11 protein-coding genes are annotated in these 15,292 nt (G+C 70.4%); 1 reads left to right on the top strand and 10 read right to left on the bottom strand.

Features of this window, described 5'->3' with window-relative positions; all coding sequences use genetic code 11:
• Positions 1 to 204 precede the first annotated feature (204 nt).
• Positions 205 to 666: a hypothetical protein gene (locus ACFY2B_RS28010; RefSeq protein WP_390765835.1), complete on the top strand. Its 462-nt coding sequence runs from the start codon at positions 205 to 207 to the stop codon at positions 664 to 666.
• 10 nt (positions 667 to 676) lie between these two features.
• On the opposite strand, the gene ACFY2B_RS28005 is transcribed toward ACFY2B_RS28010, so the two are convergent.
• From ACFY2B_RS28005 to ACFY2B_RS27960, 10 genes are all read right to left on the bottom strand, one after another.
• Positions 677 to 1,942, bottom strand: a complete 1,266-nt coding sequence (locus tag ACFY2B_RS28005; protein WP_390765834.1) for a Zn-dependent hydrolase — start codon at positions 1,940 to 1,942, stop codon at positions 677 to 679.
• A 10-nt stretch (positions 1,943 to 1,952) separates the two neighbouring features.
• Positions 1,953 to 3,818, bottom strand: coding sequence for a hypothetical protein (locus ACFY2B_RS28000; protein WP_390765833.1), 1,866 nt, complete (start codon positions 3,816 to 3,818; stop codon positions 1,953 to 1,955).
• On the bottom strand, positions 3,815 to 5,083 hold the full coding sequence (locus ACFY2B_RS27995) for an ATP-dependent carboxylate-amine ligase (protein WP_390765832.1): 1,269 nt from the start codon (positions 5,081 to 5,083) through the stop codon (positions 3,815 to 3,817). Before ACFY2B_RS27995 ends, ACFY2B_RS28000 begins: the two co-directional genes overlap by 4 nt.
• A gap of 61 nt (positions 5,084 to 5,144) precedes the next feature.
• On the bottom strand, positions 5,145 to 6,155 hold the full coding sequence (locus ACFY2B_RS27990; protein WP_390765831.1) for a TauD/TfdA family dioxygenase: 1,011 nt from the start codon (positions 6,153 to 6,155) through the stop codon (positions 5,145 to 5,147).
• Entirely contained in the window at positions 6,148 to 10,359 is a 4,212-nt protein-coding gene (locus tag ACFY2B_RS27985; RefSeq protein ID WP_390765830.1) for an amino acid adenylation domain-containing protein, read from the bottom strand. The genes ACFY2B_RS27990 and ACFY2B_RS27985 overlap by 8 nt, the downstream gene beginning before the upstream one ends.
• A gap of 15 nt (positions 10,360 to 10,374) precedes the next feature.
• The gene (locus ACFY2B_RS27980) at positions 10,375 to 10,563 is read right to left on the bottom strand and encodes a hypothetical protein (protein WP_376536621.1); all 189 of its coding nucleotides are present in this window, start codon (positions 10,561 to 10,563) and stop codon (positions 10,375 to 10,377) included.
• A 13-nt stretch (positions 10,564 to 10,576) separates the two neighbouring features.
• Positions 10,577 to 11,203, bottom strand: coding sequence for a class I SAM-dependent methyltransferase (locus ACFY2B_RS27975; protein ID WP_390765829.1), 627 nt, complete (start codon positions 11,201 to 11,203; stop codon positions 10,577 to 10,579).
• Between the two features lie 48 nt (positions 11,204 to 11,251).
• The gene (locus ACFY2B_RS27970) at positions 11,252 to 12,454 is read right to left on the bottom strand and encodes an MFS transporter (protein WP_390765828.1); all 1,203 of its coding nucleotides are present in this window, start codon (positions 12,452 to 12,454) and stop codon (positions 11,252 to 11,254) included.
• 369 nt (positions 12,455 to 12,823) lie between these two features.
• A complete protein-coding gene (locus ACFY2B_RS27965) occupies positions 12,824 to 13,657 on the bottom strand; it encodes a hypothetical protein (protein ID WP_390765827.1) in 834 nt (277 codons plus the stop codon).
• A gap of 74 nt (positions 13,658 to 13,731) precedes the next feature.
• Complete coding sequence (locus ACFY2B_RS27960; protein ID WP_390765826.1) at positions 13,732 to 14,415, bottom strand: hypothetical protein; 684 nt, start codon at positions 14,413 to 14,415, stop codon at positions 13,732 to 13,734.
• Positions 14,416 to 15,292: the final 877 nt, after the last annotated feature.

Genomic DNA, 15,292 nt, shown 5'->3' with positions numbered 1-15,292 from the left:
GCCTGGACGCCGCGGACCGGGGCGGTGGAGGGTCGGCCGGTGCACGACTGGAAGGCAGGGGCCGGAGTTCGGAGCGGAGCTGTCGGGTGCGCCGGGGGCGGCGGACTTGACCGCGTCCGTTCCCGCCGTCGTACATGGTCCGGCTCTCCGGTCGACATCCGCCGGAGCGCGGCTGCTTACCTGCCGGACGGGGACGACCTGCTGGTGGTGCACGACTACAAGCGGGAGGGAGAGAAGCGTGTCTCCCGTGTCCGCCTCGCCGACGGCGTGCCGGTGCAGGTGGACGTGGTGCCGTGGCAAGGGGCCGCCCTCCCCGTGGATCTGGAGTCGATCAGCGCGGTTCCCGGGCGCCCAGGCGAGTACACCGCGCTGGAAAGCCCGGGCCACGGCTACCACCTCGGCGTCGCAGGGGACACGGCGCGGGTGCTGCGGGAGTTCACGGTTCCGGGCGTGAGGGCACCGGCGACAACTACGAAGGCTTCGCGCTCACGCCCGGTGCCGCTCCCCCTGCTGACCGTGCGGCCCGAGCCGGTCGAACTCGCCCGCTTCGAAGGGCACAGGGTCGAGGCCCTCGCCTGCCCGTCCACCGCGCGAACGGGTGTCCTCGGCACCGACGACGAGAACCTCGGTGGTGCGATCCGCACTGCGGACATCTGCCTGGCCTGAACCGGCCGTGTCACCTCTTGAGGCGTTCGTCGATCAAGCGGAGCGCTCTCAGCAGCACGTCCGCGCCTTGCGTCAGGTGGTGGTCGTGGGAGTTCTCCTGCGGGGCATGGCTCACTCCCCCGATGCTCGGAACGAAGATCATCGCGGTGGGTGCCGTCCGGGCGACCAATTGGGCGTCGTGGCCCGCTCCGCTCGGCATGCGCAGCGACGGCAGTGACAGTTGACCGGCGGCGTCGCTGATGCAGTCCGCCAGTTCGGCGTCCATGGCCACGGGCAGCACCTCAGGCCCCTGCCGCACGTCGACGACGGCTCCGGTCGTCGCGCTCAGGTCGCCCGCAAGGCGGCGGATGTGCGCGGTCGCCGCGGTGATGCGGCTCCGGTCCTCGTCCCGGAGGTCCACGGTGAGGTGCACCGATCCGGGCACGACGTTCCACACGTTCGGCGAGCAGGTGATGCGGCCCGTCGTGGCGACCCGGACAGCGCCCTTCTGGGCCAGCGCGTCCACCTCGCCGATGATGCGCGCCGCCACGACGAGCGCGTCGCAGCGGTTCGTCATCGGGGTGGTGCCGGCGTGCTGCTGCTGTCCGGTGATCTCGACGACCAGGTTGGACCGGCCGGTGATGGAGGTGACGACGCCGATGTCGGCCCCCTCGTCCTCCAGCACCGGGCCTTGCTCGATGTGCATCTCGACGAACGCGGCGACGCTGTCGTCCGCCCAGACGGCCTCGTCCAGTGCCGAGGCGTCGCCTCCCACGTCGGCGAGGCGCCTCCACAGCGGGACACCCGTGTGATCGAGCTGGTCGACGTCGACCGGGACGCCGGACACGATGTGCGAGCCGACCATCCCAGGAGTGCCGTTCGCTCCCTCTTCGTTGGAGAAGACGACCAGGGACACGTCGTACCACAGCGGCGTCCCCGACTCCGCGATCCGGATCATGGCTTCCAGTGACGCCATGACGCCGTAGGCCCCGTCGAATCTGCCGCCCTGGACCACGGTGTCGAGGTGGCTGCCGGTCGCCAGGACGCGTCGCGAGCCGCCCCGGCCCGCGAGCCGTGCGATCAGGTTGCCTGCCGCGTCCACCCTTGACGGGATGCCCGCCTCCGCGAGCCAGTCCGCGACGGCCGAACGCGCCCGTATGTCATCCTCCGAGTAGGCGAGCCTGGTGACTCCGCCGTCGCCGGTGGCTCCGAACTTCGCGAGTTCCTCGATCCGGCGCAGCAGTCGCTCACTGTTCACCCGCTCCGCCGCGAAGTTGTTGGAAGACGCCTTCGGCACGCTCGGCACCTCACTTCGTATCGGGTTCTACGAGCAAGTGGAATCGTCCGACGTTGACGGCCAGGTCGTTGACGGCGAACGGCAGCAGGTACTCGGCCTGCGCCCGGGTGTCGGACGACACGGCCAGCTCGAAGTGCGCAGTGCCGCGGCCCTGTTGGTCGATCGCCACCCGGCAGGCGGTCGGTCGGACCTGTGCCCGCAGCGACGCCCGTAGGCCCAGTCCCGCGATGGGCACCGTCCCGGGCGTCGCGGTCAGCTCCACCGCGATCTCCGCCGTTTCGCCCTTCCGCATCCGCCGGGGGCCCCGCACCCGGACCTCCGGAGCGCCCAGCATGGCGTTCTCGATGTCGCCGCACCTGTCACACACCGTCTGCGAGACGGGCACCAGCGGGGCCGGTACGGGGAGCCGTACGAAGACGGAGGCGGGCTCGCCGCACGGGCAGGGCGGTGCCTGTTTCATCGGGCCCGGCTGGACCGTGCTGCGGTCGCCGAAGAAGGTCGGAAAGCGGGAGATCGCGCTCTCGGTGAACAGGCTGCGGGCGATCCGCGCGTCCAGAGCGGCCGTCTTGGCATCGCATTGTTCGCGGTGGAGTCGGGTCAGGTCCGGATCGCGCAGGGCGTCACGGACCGAGATGGCGGACAGGAACCGGTCGAGATCCGCCAGTTCGGTGGCGATGGGATGGTTCTCCGGTACCAGCCCTGACCGGCCGATGGCGATCGAACGGGCCGACAGCGTCCGGATCCGCTCGGCGAGTGAACCGGACTGTCCGGTCTCTCCCGCCGCGGGGGTCTTGTGCGACGGGCCGGCCGGCCCCGGGTTCGCCGCCCCCGTGGGTACCGTGGCCGGCGTCGTCTCGGTGCCGCACTGGAAGAACACCGGGTACGGGTTCGCGTCCGTCACGCTCTGGTTCATGGCGGTGGCGGGATCGCCGGGGTGGTCGAGCCACGCCTGGATCTCCGGGCGCCCCGCGTCGCAGGCGGTGGAGGTGACGACGATGGAACGGGCCGGGCCGTCGACGGCGGCCAGGAGCAGTTGGTAGTCGTCGTGATAGGTGGCGAGCCGTCCCGACGGTCCGCTGAAGCAGTTCAGCAGTGTCAGGGACCCCGCGGGGATGCTACCGACCGGGATCAGGCCCCGTTCGGGTTTGTAGCAGCCCTGACCGAAGTGGCAGGACGGCCCGTACCCGTTCGGCTCGTAGGCTCCCTGGCGTCTGCCACAGATGGTGTGCCGGCCGAGGTTCAGGCTGTCGTCCTGGCCGTTGCCGTGCAGCAGCACCCTGCGCCAGGGCCCCTCGCGCAGGATCTGGATGCGGTCGCCGCGGGCGATGTCGTCGGGGTCGACCCACTCGGCGCCGCCCAGCGCCGGGCGGTGGTCGAGGTCGGTCACCACCAGTTCACCTGACAACTCGTCAGGTTCCGCCCACTGCTTGGCCACCATCCAGCTGAGCGAGTGCACGTCCCGGCCGGTGAGGAACACGGCCGGTTCCGCGCCCGACGCCTGAGCCTGGTCGCGTCCCCAAGCGGTGCGGTCGCCGAACCGCAGGTCCTGGTAGAGCCCCACGGTCGTCGGGGAACGCCGGCCGGGGGCGGACGGCAGCGCGTGGATCATGTCCCGGAGCGCGTCGGGGAACTGTTGCGGCCGCACGATGTGGACGTCGGCCGCCGTGGCGGCGTGCGGGGAGATCCGATACAGCCGCTCGGCCGCGCCGATCGAGGCCGTCAGGTCGGTGCGGTCACCCACCCACACCGGAATGGGCGTCGGCCCGTCACCGGACAGGAAGCGGGCGACTGCCGCGGCGTAGTCGGAGGCGTCCCGGTGGCCCGCGAACGTGGCGTCCGGCCGGCGGGGGGCGCCGGGGTCGTGCCTCCCCGTCATCGTGCCTCCCGGGCCGTGTCGGGCGTCTCGGTCGTGAACCGGTAGGCACTGAGGATCTTCCGCATCCGGTCCGTCACTTCGGCGGAGTCCTGCCCGGTGACCTGGACCACGCCGCTGCAGGCGAAGGAGGCACGCGGCGGATCCACCAGATCGCCGACGGCGGCGCGCATACGGCAGGAGATCACCCCTTCCTGCGCGAGCAGTTCCTCCGCGGGCGTGATCTCGGTGACCACTCCGGGCGCGGTGGGCAGGAGCAGGTCGCCGACCGCACGGTCGCGTGTGTACTCCAGCACCGGGGTCCTGCCCACGTACAGGTCGGTGATGGCCTGCATGATGTCGAAGCCGTACGACAGACCGTGGTTGAGGGGGACCTCGCAGCCGCTGAGCCGAGCGGCCAGTTCGCCCATGACGAACTCCCCGGCCTCGGTCATCCAGAACTCCGCGTGCAGGTAGCCGCTGCCGTACTCCACACCGTCCACCAGATGCTGGCACAGCTCGACCGCGTCGATCGGCTTTGGTTCGGACGGGGCGAGCGTGATGTTGGCGTTGATCGCACCCTCCAGGACGTCGAGGATCGGCGCGGGATTGCTGGAGACGTAGGCGTCGAGCACGCGGCCGTCCGCGACGAGAGCGCACAGCTGGTGCTCGTGGCCCTTGATGTACTCCTCCACCATCCAGCGGTGGCCGTCCCGCAGGAGCTGTTCGGCGTGTGGCAGGTCCGCCTCACGCAGCTTCCAGGTCCCGATGCACGAGTCGGAGTCCACCGGCTTCAGGATCAGCGGCCAGCCGTGGACGGCCGCGAACCGCTCGATCTCCCCCACACCGTCGACGAGTTCGTACGCCGCCGAGCGCAGCCCGATGCGGTGGTACAGCTTCTTCATCGCGGGTTTCTCGTGGACGAGCAGCACCTGCTCCTGGGTGAGGTGCGGCAGCCCGACGGCGGCCGCGAACGCCTGGGCCTGGGGCTGGACGGCCTCGTTCGGATTGCAGAAGTACTCGGGGACGACGCCGATGTGCCCGACCCACTCCCGGTAGCGGGCCGCCTCCTGGTCGATCGACCGCGAGGAGTCCAGGACGAACATGTGCCGGGAGTTCTCCGCGTCCTGGCCGTCCGGTCCCGAGCCGTGCGAGCGGGTGGAGCTGTCGCCCAGGCGCAACAGCACCGTGGTCACGTCGGGCCTCGCCAGGAGGCTCTCGTTGAAGGTCGCGCGGCGGCTTTCCACCAGGAGGAGCCTGCGCCGCCCGGCGTCCGTGGAACTGTTCATGGTGAGATTCCCCTTCCTCGGCGGGATGCGGGTGTGAACGCGTCCGTGCAGGGATCTGTGGTCACAGGCTGCGCAGGACGCGGCTGCTTCCGCTGATCCGGCCGGGGCGCGTCCGGCGGATGTCCCTGACCACGTTGATGCGCTTGAGCCAGCGTTCGGCGGGCGAGTAGGTCGCCTGGAAGGAGCGCCTGCCGTGTACGAAGACGTTGTTGTCGATGAAGGCCATGTCCCCCGGTCCCAGGACGACGTCGGTCAGCCGGTCGTCGAGATGGTGGATCAGTTGCTTCAGCGCTTGGGCCGCTTCGTCGTCGTCGGGGACGGCCCGCATGTAGTCCCGGTCGGCGCGCAGCGTCGGGGCGTCCGGCGGGCCCGTCAGGAGCGCGACGGGCCCGCTGTCCGGCTCGGGGCCGTCGTCCAGTTCGTGGGCCGGATCCGCGTCCAGGACGAACCGGGTTTCCCGCAGCACCCGTTCGGCGGGTTCGGGTAACTCCCCCACTGCCAGCCGGGACACGGTGGTGGCCACGGCGTGCGGATTGCGCAGGCACAGCAGGCCGACCCAGTCGGCACGGTAAGGGGAGAAGGCGTCCTCGGTGTGCCAGCTCAGCTCTCTCGCGCTGGAGGCGCTGATGTCGCTCTGCTCCATGCCCGGCGAGGGCAGCACGTCGGTGACCACGCGGCCGCTCTGCTGGGCGGACCATCCGATGGGATCGCCGAGGAGCGATCCGAGCAGCAACGCGGTGAAGGCGTCCGGTCGGCTCTCCTGGGTGTCCGCGCCGCGCCAGCTCCGCGGGGTGGGCCCGACGTTCTCGGCCACGGTGAGATTGCTGAGCACCGTGACACCGCTCGGTGATTCCGTCAGGCGCTCCCGGTGGAGGAAGGCGCGCAGGCTCAGCGGGAGATCACCCGCCAGGGCGGCCAGCGCGCCGAGGGTGTCGTCGTCGTTCGGATCGCCGTGATCCCGGCTGGCCCGCTCGGACAAGTGCCGTACCTGCTCGGCCTCATCGGGTGTGAGGATGTGCTGTGACATCCCGGAGGACTGGAAGACGTCGTTCGAGGGCGCCGTTTCACTCATCTGTGGACTCCATACGTCGGTCGGACTCACCGGGTGCGGGGTCGCGTCCAGGGGTCAGCTGCTTCAGAGCCGCTGTCCTGGACGTGGGGGCGATGTGGGCCGCCCAGCCCGCCGGCACGGCGATACTCATGGGCCACAGTGATCTCTCGCCGGTCCTGTTCACGAGGACGGTGAACATTTCCAGCTCGTCGTCGAACACATCCGGCCCGGCCGGAGGCTGGTGCAGGTCTGATTCCCCGGCGGCCTCGGCCTCGGCCGCCGCCCGGGGCGCCAGGAGTTCCGCCCCGGCGCCTCGATGCCACCGGGCCGTCGAGGCGGTACGTACCATGACGGCCCCGGCCCGCAGCGGGTCCGCGATCAGCCGGTCCGCCGCCCGCTGAGCGTCCTGTGCGACGGGGCCCGTGGTGTCGAGGGAGGCCATGGGCACGTGCAGCCGCCCGTACCGGCCCTCCGGGACCGGCTGGTTGGCCTCGTCCAGGACGTACACGGGCACGGCGTCGCCGGCGGCCGGCCGCATTCCGCTGGGAAGCAGCGGGGCAAGGGTCTCGGTCCGCATGACGAGCCGTTGCCCCACCATCACCTCCCGCACCTCCGGCAAAAACGATTCACTCGCGGTTGCAGGACGCTCCGGGTCACGCAGACCCGCTCGGATCCACGCGTTCCAGTCGGTCGCCAGACGTTCCGTCGTCAGTCCGGAGCAGGCGGGCCGGCCGTCGTGCCACAGGCGCGCTGAGGCGCCGTGCCCGGTGTGGGACGCCATCACCAGCAGGCCCGTCCCGTAGGGGAGTTCGCGGCCGGGCTGCGGCAGCAGTGGGGCGGGGCCGTACAGCAGGACCGGCAGGTCGGCCGGGATGTCCCGCTTGTGCGCCGGATCGCTCAGCGCCGGCTCTTCGGTGAGGCTCCGGGATTCGGACCGGACCAGGGCGAAGGACAGGGGTCGCAGTCCGTGGCCGGGGTCGGGAGTCACCACCCACGCGGCGACGCCGCGGCTGGTCCGCCAGGACAGGACGTCCCGCGGGGCGAGTCGGCGGTTGGGCCGCAGCATGACGACGGCCCCGGCGCCGGTCAGCCGGGTGAGCGAGGCGACCAGGGCCGCCGTGGTGAGGTCGTGCCGTGTGACGTCGGCCGCGGCGGCGAGCCGTGACAGGGCGACATCCTCCGCATCGGTCAGGACCGCATCCACGGCGGCGGGTACGTCACCCGGTGCCCCCGGTGCGGACCGCCCCTCGGGCACGGGCGCCGGCCGCGCCTCCTGGCCGGGTTCGGCTCCGGACTCTCCTTCCCCTCGCCGAGTCGGCCGTGCCTCCGGCGGGTCCGGCCGTTCCGGGAAGACGCGGGCGGCGATCTGACGGACCGTGCGCGCCTCGTAGATGTCCCCCGTCGAGACGTCCACACCCAGCCGGCCGCTCAGCCAGTGGGCCAGCCGGACAGCCGCGATCGAATGGCCGCCCAGGTCGAAGAAGTCGTCGCCGGGTGCGATCGTGTCCTGGTCCACGCCGAGCGCGGCGGCCACCGCGGACCGCACCGCGGCTTCGCGGAAGGTCGCGGGCGACTCGGCCGGTTTCGGCGCGGGCGTGTACCGCTCCGCCAGGTCTGCCGCGGCGTGCCGGTCGAGCTTGCCGTTGGCGTTGCGGGGCAGTCGGTCCTCGACGACGACCCGGCTGGGAATCATGTAGGCGGGCAGCTCCGTTCTGAGCCGGCGGACGACGTCCTCGGCGAAGGAGTGCGGTGCGCGCTGCCCGGTCGGCGTGTTCGCGTAGGCCGTGGGCCAGGTCTCCGGTCGGCCGGCGTGCGGCCGGGCGGTGCCGGAGACCGCGTCGTCGGCGCCCGCCGGCAGGAACCAGGCGGTGAGTTCGTCCGGGGCGGCCCCCCAGCTCACCAGTGCCGGCCGGCCGGCGGCCGCGCCGATGTCGTACAGGTCCTCCGGTTCCACCGCGCCCGAGTGCGCCGGAAGGTGCCGGGCGTTGGGTACGCCGGTGACGACGACGGGCCGGGCGGCCACGCCCGCGAGCCGGTCCGCGAGGGCCGCTCCGGCTGTGTTCCCGCCGTCCCAGGTCCATTCAAGGGCGGTGTCGGAGCGCGGAGGCCCGGTCTCGCCGGTGCCGAGCAGGACGTCGTAGCGGTAGTCGGTCAGTTCGTTGCGGTGGCGGCCTCTTTTGACGAGGAGATCGACCGCGTCGATACGGTCGAAGACCTGGGGCAGCAGGGCGAAGTAGTCGGGGTCGACGAGGAGTTCCGTCTCGGCCTCGGCCAGTTGTGCCGCGGTGTGCGCGTGCGGCCCGCCCGCGCTGTGCTCGGCGACTTCGGTGTAGAACCGGCCCGCCAGCCGCTGGTTGCGCACGTCTCCCACGAAGAGGCGTCCGCCCGGGGTCAGCAGGTCGAGCAGGCCCTTCAGCACCTGGGAGAGGTAGTCGACCGACGGAAAGTACTGGATGACCGAGTTGAGGATGACCGTGTCGAACGTGTTCTCCGGCAGCCCCGACAGGTCGATCGCCTCGCGGTGGCGCAGTTCGACCCGGGCCAGCTCCGGATCGGTGGCGCACTGTTCGGCCAGCTTGTCCAGGACCGAGTGCGAGAAGTCGGTCGCCCAGTAGGTGTCGGCGGAGGGTGCCAGGGCGTTGAGGAGGAGCCCCGATCCGACGCCGATCTCCAGGATGCGCCGGGGGCGCAGCCGGCGGATCCGGGCGAGGGTGGCGGTCAACCAGTGCCGCATCTCGTCGGCGGGGATCGGCTGGTGGGTCGCGGAGGCGTTCCAGCCGCGGTAGCGGTGGTCCTCACGTCGCAGATCGATCCCGCGGTACAGCTCGTCGTACAGACCGTTCCACGTCGAGACGGCGCCGTGCCGCTGCGCCGGTTCGACCACGGCGACGAGGCTCACCGAATCGCGGTCCCGGACGGGGCAGACGACGGCTTCGCGCACGGCCGGGAGCGCCCTCAAGTGGGTTTCCACGTCTTCCAGTTCGACCCGCTGACCACGCACCTTCACCTGGTTGTCCCTGCGGCCCAGGAAGTGGATGAGCCCGGACTCGTCGGTGGTGACGAGGTCGCCCGTGCGGTAGGTGACGGGCCCGGTCGGGTCGGCGGGCGAGGGGCCGAACCGCTCGGTGGTCAGCTCCGGCCGGTTGAGGTATCCGCCGGCGACCCCCGCCCCGCCGATGTAGAGCTCTCCCGGCTCGCCGGGGGCGGCCGGCCGCCCTTCGGCATGCCAGACCGTCGCCTCGTACCCGGCCAGCGGCGATCCGATCGGCAACGATGTCGCGTCGGCGGCGATCTCTCCCACCACATGGCAGGTGGCGAACGTGGTGGTCTCGGTCGGCCCGTACGCGTGCACCAGTCGGCCCGGCATCGCGGACCGCACGATGCGCACCGCCGCGAGGTCGGCCTTCTCGCCGCCGAACACGAGCAGGCGCAGCCGTGCGAGGGCCGTCGGTGACGTCGCGGCGTGCAGGTTGAACACGGCTGTGGTCATGAAGGCGACGGTGACGTGCCGGGCCCGGACGAAGGTACCGAAGCGCCCGGTGTCGGCGGCCAGCCGCCGGTCGGCGCCCACGAGTCGGCCGCCGTTGACCAGGCAGCCCCACACTTCCCAGGTGAACGCGTCGAAGGCCGGGTTGGACAGCTGACCCACCCCGTCCTCGGGACCGATGTCCAGCCTGGCCTCGGCGCTCACCAGGTTGAACACGGATGACGTCCGCGCGACGATCCCCTTGGGCGTGCCCGAACTGCCGGAGGTGTAGCAGACGTACAGTTCCTCGGCGTCCGCGGCCTCGGGGACCGGATACCGCCGCTCTCCGCGACCGCCGGAGATGTCACGTGCCGCCTCGAACCCGAACTGTGCCGTGTCCGGGCCGAGGGTGACTTCGGGGGGCGGCACGCCGAGCACCGCGGCCATCGGGCAGTCGGCGATGATCGCGTCGAGCCGGGGGGCGGGCAGCTCGGCGTCGAGCATGAGGTAGCGGGCACCCAGCTTGTGGGCCGCCAGCACCGAGACGATCAGCGTTGGTTCGGGTGCGAAGAAGATGCCTACGGTGTCTCCCGCGCGGACTCCGGCACCGGCGAGGTGAGAGGCCAGGCGGTCCGAGCGGGTGTCCAGGGTCCGGTAGTCCATCACCTCCGGATCCATGGATTCGGGATAGTGGAGGGCGGCCGCGTCCGGCCGGCTCGACACCTGCGCGAGAAATGCCTGGAGCAGGGAGGAGATCACACGGCACCGCCTGTCTCAGTCGTCGTCCGTGAACACCCGTACGAGTTCCTGATCGTTGACCCAGACGGGCCGTTCCCGTGCGGCTATCAGATACCGCATCTCGTTGGTCTCGTCGTTCCACGCCATGGCGAGGACCTGGTAGGCGGCGCGTCCGCCCATGGAAGCGGTCAGCTTCTGGCTGACGGTGGCGAAGTGGAAGGGCATGTCGGGGTCCTCCTCACTTGATGAAGCACTGGATGTACGCGGTGCCGGAGGTGCCCTCCGTGTAACTCGTCGTCGGGTACGCGGTGAAGGGGTGCGGCTCGACGAGGATGGTCCGGAAGCGAGGGGCGAAGCGCGGCCACAGCTCGTTGGTCGTGGAGAAGAACGGCACGAATGCCGCGCCCGGCCGCATGATACGGATCATCTGTCCGATGACCTCCGCCCACCAGGACTCGTCGTCCCGGATCTCTTTGGGGAGCCAGGGATCGAACATGATGCCGTCGACCGATTCGTCCGGCAGCCGCTCTATGTGGTCGAAGAAGTCGTCCTGGACTATGTCCAGGGTGGCCGGGAGCGAGGGATGGGTCTTCCGGAATTCGTCGATGACCGGCTGATAGCGCTCCACCACGGTATGCCGCGTCGTGTTCTGCGCGCCTGCGACGGCGAGGGCCGAAAGGCCCAGGCCGAGGCCGCACTCAAGAAACTCACTGCCCTGCCGGACCACCAGCTCTCCGCTCCGGACCATGAGCGGTTTCTCCCACTCCTGCATGGCCTGCGCGCCGTCGATGTAGAGCGTCCGCTGTCCCATGGCCGTATTGGTGAAGAAGATGTCCGGGTCGTCCTGCTGCAGCGCGTGACGCATCTTTCCTGCCTTTCTGCCGAAGGAATTCCGGGAGATTCGGGAAGGGATTCAGGAGGGACCTTTGCCGGCCGTCCGTGCGGGATCGGCGCTGCTTGGGGCCGGGTCCGTGGGAACGGGCACCAGACGGCTCGCCCCGATCCCCAGCACGGCTGTGCCGGCGACGACCAGGAAGGCCGTGTGTGTACCGGCGGAGCCGATCAGCACTCCGCTTGCGGCGGCGCCCGCGGCCGTACCGCCGTTGCAGGCGACACCGGCCAGGATGGCCGCGTGTGTCTTGCCCGCGTGTCCTCGGGCCACCCGGTCCGCCATCAGGTAACCCGTCATGACGGCGGGTCCGACCGCCAGTCCGGCGACCACGAGCAGGGGTACCAGGGTGAACAGGCCGACGGCGGCTGCCAGCAGGGCGGTGCCCAGCGCGGCGCCCAGCGACAACCACACCAACCACCGCTCCAGCGGGGCGCGTTCCGCGATCCTGCCGTGGACAAACGCGCCGCACGCACTGGCGGCGGAGAGCACGGCCAGCAGCGGGCCGGCCAGGGCCACCCGGCCGAACTCCTCCGTCAGCGCCGGCACCCCCACTTCGATCATGCCCACGGTCAGGCCCACGGCGGCCAGCGCGATGAGGACCGGAGCGGCACCGCGCACCGCCGAGCGCACCGAGACGTGTTCCTGCGGCGTGCCGTCGCCGCCGTGCGCGGCCGGGGCGCCGGCCGCCATGGTCGCCGCGCCCACCAGGCACAGCCCGCTGCTGATGAGCAGGGACGTCTGCGTTCCCGCCAGGGCCACCGCCGCGCCGACCAGCAGCGGCCCCACCATCAGCGTCACTTCCTCGCAGACGGCGTCGATGCCGAAGGCTTTCGGGAGGACCGGCTCGGGCAGGACCCGTGACCAGCCGACGCGCATGAGCGCCCCGAAGGGCGGGCTGGCCGCGCCGACGAGCGCGGTCAGGGCCAGAATCTGCCAGGACGGCCAGTGTCGGGTGGCGGCCACGGTCAGCGCGATCAGGCCCAGCGCCTCGGCTCCCGCCAGGATGAGCAGCGTCAGACGGTGCCCGCAGCGCACGGTGAACCAACTGCGGACCGGACCGACCGCGACCGAGAAGAGAGCGAACGTTCCGGCGGCGCTTCCCGCGAACGCGAAGGAGCCGGTGGCGTCCTGAATGAGCAGTACGGTCCCCACCGAAATCATCGCCGAGGAGGACCGGCCGATCACCGAACCGATGAGGAGTTCACGGACGGGTGATGCACTCACTGTGCCGCGTAAGCTGAGGTCGGCTTCTTCTGGACTGCTTTTCGTCTCGCCTGCGTTTCCCACCGTCAAGCATTCCCCGCTCTACCGGTTTTCCCGACCTCGGGATAATTGACAGCCCACTTGAAGGGCCGCTCACCGACACCGAGACTAGGCATGGCATACCACAGGACGCAAGGCAACGTATGCGCCAGAAATGAGTAGTACAAGACCTTGTCAGATCGCTTTATGCATGATACGTGAATGCATCCGCAGGAAGCGGAGCGAAGTTCCAGTGGAATAGAGGCGATCAACGCCACCGAACTCAAGTTCGCCGAACTCTATGAAGAAGATGCGCAGATGCGCTGTGCGTAAACCGCGCCCCCGTGAGAGCTACCTGAAGACTGCCAGCGGGGCGACGTCCAGGGTCCCGGTGGCGGACCGCCAAGTCCCCACCTTGGCCAGGCAGAGAGCGCCGGTCAGGTCCGGGACGGACGCGGGGGCGGGGGCGGGGGCGGGGGCCGATACGGGTCGGGGCGTGGTGTCGGGGGTGCTCGGGACGCCGGTTCCGGTGCTGTCGGCGGTGCGGTAGCCGGTGGGGCGGCAGACCAGGCGGACCCGCGCGGTGTCACCGTACGGCGCGGTGAAGACATCGGCGCCCGGGGCGCAGGCGGCCTCGTCCAGAGTGAAGTCGGCGGTCAGCTGGACGAACCACTTCCTGGTGGCGCTCAGCCGGGTGCCGCCCGTCCCCCGGACCCTGCGCAGGGCCGGGTTGCTGCGGATCGTGGACTCGTACAGGCCGGCGTGGACAATGGCGTTGCTGCGTTCCAGGGCGTCGAGGATGACGCCGATCACCGAGATCGGCTCGGCCACCTGGATGTACTTGGCGGCGGACTCGCGGCTCGCCTCGTAGTTCGCCTCGGGGCTGATGAAGGGCAGCAGCCGCCACACCAGCTTGACGGCCCGGTTCGTGGTGGTGCGCAGTTCGACCTCCTTGCGCAGCGCCACCGCGTACTGGTTCATCTGGTACGTGTCCATGATCTGCCGGTCGTCGAGGTAGACGCAGGTACGGCCGAACAGCAGACCGGCCGAGGGGCTGGAACGGCGCCGTCGCCGGGCGCCGATCAGCAGTCCCGCCGCGGCGAACACGCTCACCGCGGTCACCAGCCACACCACCATCCAGCCCCAGTTGATGTCCCACCACAGGCCGTCGCTGAATACGGGCACTGCGCACACCTTCGTTCACTCGTCGAGGTCGGTCGGGATCGGTCAGGCCGGTCGTTGTTGTCTTCCGGTCCTGCTCAGTCCGTTACCGGTGGAGGGCAGGACTTGATGCTGTTGATGAGCTGTTCCAGCAGCGGGTAGTCCGGCATCTGGGCCGCGGTGCGGTCGGTCTGATCGGTGCGGGTGGTGTCCGGATCCGGTACGTGCAACTTCCTGATGTTCGTGCCCAGTTCGTCGGTGCCGAAGGTGTGGTACCCGAGCTGGGCTTCCCGGCGCCGGAGTTCCGGGTCGTCTTTCAGCAGGTCGCCGAGCCGGCCGGCCTTGTGGTTCAGCGCGACGAAGTGCGGCTCGCTCACCATCTGCGTATCGGGGTAGAGCAGCACCCGGTAGTCGTCCAGCCGGCCGTGCTCGGCACGGTACTTGGCCTGGTAGTCCAGGAACTGGTGCTCGTACATCACGACGATCGGGGCCGCACTGGGGCCTACGGGGGACTCGTACTTCGTGCTCAGGTCGGTGCCCGGGCTGCCCTGGCGGAGTATCAGCTCCTTGAGCCTGCCGACCAGTGCGGGGATCTCGGAGGTGTCTCCGATCGTCTTGCCCCCGTTGAGGGTGTAGGCGAGCAGACCGAGGTAGCTGTCCGCGGAATGGGACTGGCAGATGTCGGAGGTCCGGGCGAGCACGAGGTTGTGGTTGTCCACGCCGTGCCGGGTGACGCCGATGTCGTGCCAGGTGGTGCCCGCCAGTCCGACGAACTGCGCCATGCCGAGGGAATAAGCGGCTTGTCGCCGCCGCCGAGGCGCACGGCCACGTCCTTGCCGACCAATGTCTCCGCGTATGCGCGACAGGTGGCCAGGACCAGTGGGCTGTAGAGGGGCTGCGAGTCGTTGCTGTACTGCCCGGCCGCCTGTCGCTGGGCGTAGATCTGTTCCGCCGCCGACTGGCCGGACGGGAAGACGAAGTCCAGACCGTCCAGACTGCCGGTGGCCACTTCGCGTGAACCCGCGCTGATGGTGTGCACACGCAGTCCGTGGTTGCGCAGCAGCCGGATCATCTGCGGGTCGTCGAAGAGGTCGCCGACCGACGCCAGGCGCCCGGTGAGAGTGGTGACCTGTTGGAAGGGCAGCCCCAGATGCCCGCTCGCGGTCAGTCCGACGGTCCCGCCGACCAGCACGGCCAGGACGGCACACAGCCGGAACACCCGTAACACACGCCGGAGCAGTGCGCCGGGTACCCGCACCACCTTCAGCGACGGTTCTCTCGCACCTGATGGAGCCGAATCCGCCACGCCGCCCCCCGAATCGTCCTGCCCTACGGTGGCATGGTGTAAAGAACGGGTGATATACGGGCGACTTGGGGGACACGAAAGGATTACGGGAGACCGCGGTGGTCACCGGGACGGCAGGACGGCACCGCGCCCACCTGCCCAGGCCGGTCAGATCCGCCGGTCCACCCCGCGGGAACGGGAGGAACAGCGGCCCATACCGATCCTGGGAGCTGGTCGCCGACGCCGCCACCTGCACCAGCCGCGCCGTCGACGGCGGACACGGCCTGGAATACCGCCCCTGTCCCTGTGGGCCGGCTCTCGCGGCCTGACCGGCCCCACCTCGGCGGAGGGTGCGGAGCGGGCGTGGATGTCGT

It is taken from the genome of Streptomyces sp. NPDC001270 (assembly GCF_042896695.1).
Classification (GTDB): Bacteria; Actinomycetota; Actinomycetes; order Streptomycetales; family Streptomycetaceae; genus Streptomyces.
Note: the sequence above shows the minus strand (reverse complement) of the source record. Positions and strands in the feature narration are given on the sequence as shown.

Excerpts from the sequence above, each read along its gene's own strand:
- ACFY2B_RS27980 (WP_376536621.1), bottom strand. The coding sequence starts at position 10,563 with ATGCCCTTCCACTTCGCCACCGTCAGCCAGAAGCTGACCGCTTCCATG.
- ACFY2B_RS27960 (WP_390765826.1), bottom strand. The coding sequence starts at position 14,415 with ATGGCGCAGTTCGTCGGACTGGCGGGCACCACCTGGCACGACATCGGC.
- ACFY2B_RS27990 (WP_390765831.1), bottom strand. The coding sequence starts at position 6,155 with ATGAGTGAAACGGCGCCCTCGAACGACGTCTTCCAGTCCTCCGGGATG.
- ACFY2B_RS27975 (WP_390765829.1), bottom strand. The coding sequence starts at position 11,203 with ATGCGTCACGCGCTGCAGCAGGACGACCCGGACATCTTCTTCACCAAT.
- ACFY2B_RS28000 (WP_390765833.1), bottom strand. The coding sequence starts at position 3,818 with ATGACGGGGAGGCACGACCCCGGCGCCCCCCGCCGGCCGGACGCCACG.
- ACFY2B_RS27995 (WP_390765832.1), bottom strand. The coding sequence starts at position 5,083 with ATGAACAGTTCCACGGACGCCGGGCGGCGCAGGCTCCTCCTGGTGGAA.